The sequence below is a fragment of the Hominimerdicola alba genome, assembly GCF_900112155.1.
GTDB classification, from domain to species: Bacteria; Bacillota; Clostridia; order Oscillospirales; family Ruminococcaceae; genus Hominimerdicola; species Hominimerdicola alba_D.
On record NZ_FOKQ01000094.1, the window covers coordinates 1 to 2,685 of the forward strand.

At 50.5% G+C, this 2,685-nt stretch carries 2 rRNA genes; both read right to left on the minus strand.

Annotation, left to right across the window (positions count from 1 at the left end):
• Window positions 1-30: 30 nt before the first annotated feature.
• A 5S ribosomal RNA gene (gene rrf, locus BM265_RS19440) occupies window positions 31-147 on the minus strand.
• A gap of 61 nt (window positions 148-208) precedes the next feature.
• Window positions 209-2,685: ribosomal RNA gene (locus tag BM265_RS19445) — 23S ribosomal RNA — on the minus strand; the annotation flags it as partial.

Here is a 2,685-nt window from a genome sequence, read left to right on the forward strand (position 1 = left end):
CCAAAACACTCCGAAGAGTGTTTTGGGAAGAGCCGGCGACAACTTATTTTCCCGGGCGGTCGCCCGCCGAGTATTTTCAGCGAAGATGAGCTTAACTTCTGTGTTCGGCATGGGAACAGGTGTGACCTCATCTCAATGATCACCGACTATAGATTGAGGACAATAACCTCAAAATTGAATAATGAAACATTTAAGGACTAACATAATTTAGGACAAGCCCTCGACCAATTAGTACACGCTAGCTTAATGCATCACTGCACTTACACTTTGTGCCTATCAACCTTGTAGTCTTCAAGGGGTCTTACTCATAAAGATGGGATATCTTATCTTAAGGGCGGCTTCACGCTTAGATGCCTTCAGCGTTTATCCGTTCCGCACATAGCTGCCCAGCTGTGCCACTGGCGTGACAACTGGTGCACCAGAGGTGCGTCCATCCCGGTCCTCTCGTACTAGGGACAGCTCCTTGCAAATATCCTACGCCCACGACAGATAGGGACCGAACTGTCTCACGACGTTCTGAACCCAGCTCGCGTACCGCTTTAATTGGCGAACAGCCAAACCCTTGGGACCGAATTCAGCCCCAGGATGCGATGAGCCGACATCGAGGTGCCAAACCTCCCCGTCGATGTGGACTCTTGGGGGAGATCAGCCTGTTATCCCCAGGGTAGCTTTTATCCGTTGAGCGACGGCATTTCCATTCACATACCGCCGGATCACTAACTCCAACTTTCGTTACTGCTCGAACCGTCATTCTCGCAGTTAGGCTCGCTTTTGCGTTTACACTCTGACGCATGGTTTCCATCCATGCAGAGCGAACCTTTGAGCGCCTCCGTTACTCTTTAGGAGGCGACCGCCCCAGTCAAACTGCCCACCTAACAATGTCCCCCGACTTGATTCAAAGCCGCAGGTTAGAACTCCAGCACTTCAAGAGTGGTATCCCAACAGTGACTCCACATCAGCTGACGCCAATGCTTCCCAGTCTCCCACCTATCCTGTACATGAAATACCGAAATCCAATATTAGGCTACAGTAAAGCTCCATGGGGTCTTTCCGTCTAGTCGCGGGTAACCGGCATCTTCACCGGTACTACAATTTCGCCGGGCGGGTTGTTGAGACAGTGCCCAGATCGTTACACCATTCGTGCGGGTCAGAACTTACCTGACAAGGAATTTCGCTACCTTAGGACCGTTATAGTTACGGCCGCCGTTTACCGGGGCTTCAATTCAATGCTCTCACATCTCCTCTTAACCTTCCGGCACCGGGCAGGTGTCAGCCCCTATACGTCATCTTTCGATTTAGCAGAGACCTGTGTTTTTGCTAAACAGTCGCCTGGGCCTATTCTCTGCGGCTTGATCACTCAAGCACCCCTTATCCCTAAGTTACGGGGTCAACTTGCCGAGTTCCTTAACAACCCTTCTCCCGTTGGCCTTAGAATCTTCTTCCTATCTACCTGTGTCGGTTTGCGGTACGGGCACCTTAGATATACATATAGCTTTTCTTGTCTCCGTCCATGATGACTTCTCTACTTATTTTCGATCCCTTACGACCGGGTCAACCATCGCCCGGCAACATCACTTTCGAAGCGTCCCTATACTTAAATCTTTCGGTGGCTACGGAATTTCAACCGTATGTGCATCGGCTACGCCTTTCGGCCTGACCTTAGCCCCCGGCTTACCCTGAGCGGACGAACCTTCCTCAGGAAACCTTAGATTTTCGGCCATTATGATTCTCACATAATTCTCGCTACTCATTCCGGCATTCTCACTCGAATAAAGTCCACCAGCGCTTCCGCTCTGACTTCACCCCTTATTCGACGCTCTCCTACCACTGTCATTACTGACAATCCCAAGCTTCGGTGTACATTTTAGCCCCGTTGAATTTTCGGCGCAGGGTCACTCGACCAGTGAGCTATTACGCACTCTTTTAATGAGTGGCTGCTTCTAAGCCAACATCCTGGTTGTTTATGCAACCCCACATCCTTTTCCACTTAAATGTACTTTGGGACCTTAGCTGTGGGTCTGGGCTGTTTCCCTTTTGACTGTGAGACTTATCTCACACAGTCTGACTCCCATGAATCGATTATCCGGCATTCTTAGTTTGATAAGGTTCAGTAATCTTTCGACCCCTAGCCCATTCAGTGCTTTACCTCCGGTAATCTGTCATGAGGCTAGCCCTAAAGCTATTTCGGAGAGAACCAGCTATATCCGAGTTCGATTGGAATTTCACCGCTAACCACACCTCATCCCCGGCCTTTTCAACGGACGTGGGTTCGGCCCTCCATGGAGTTTTACCTCCACTTCAGCCTGGACATGGTTAGGTCACTCGGTTTCGGGTCTATTGCATACGACTTAGCCGCCCTATTCAGACTCGCTCTCGCTTCGGCTCCGTGCCTTAAGCACTTAACCTTGCCGCATACAATAACTCGCCGGACCATTCTACAAAAGGTACCCGATCACCCATTGACGGGCTCTCGGTGCTTGTAAGCATAGGGTTTCAGGTTCTATTTCACTCCCCTCCCGGGGTTCTTTTCACCGTTCCTTCACAGTACTATTCGCTATCGGTCATTAGGTAGTATTTAGGCTTGGAGGATGGTCCCCCCATCTTCCCACGGGGTTTCACGTGTCCCGCGGTACTCCGGATACAGCTCGCTGCTCTGACTTTTCGCTTACGTGACTCTCACACTCT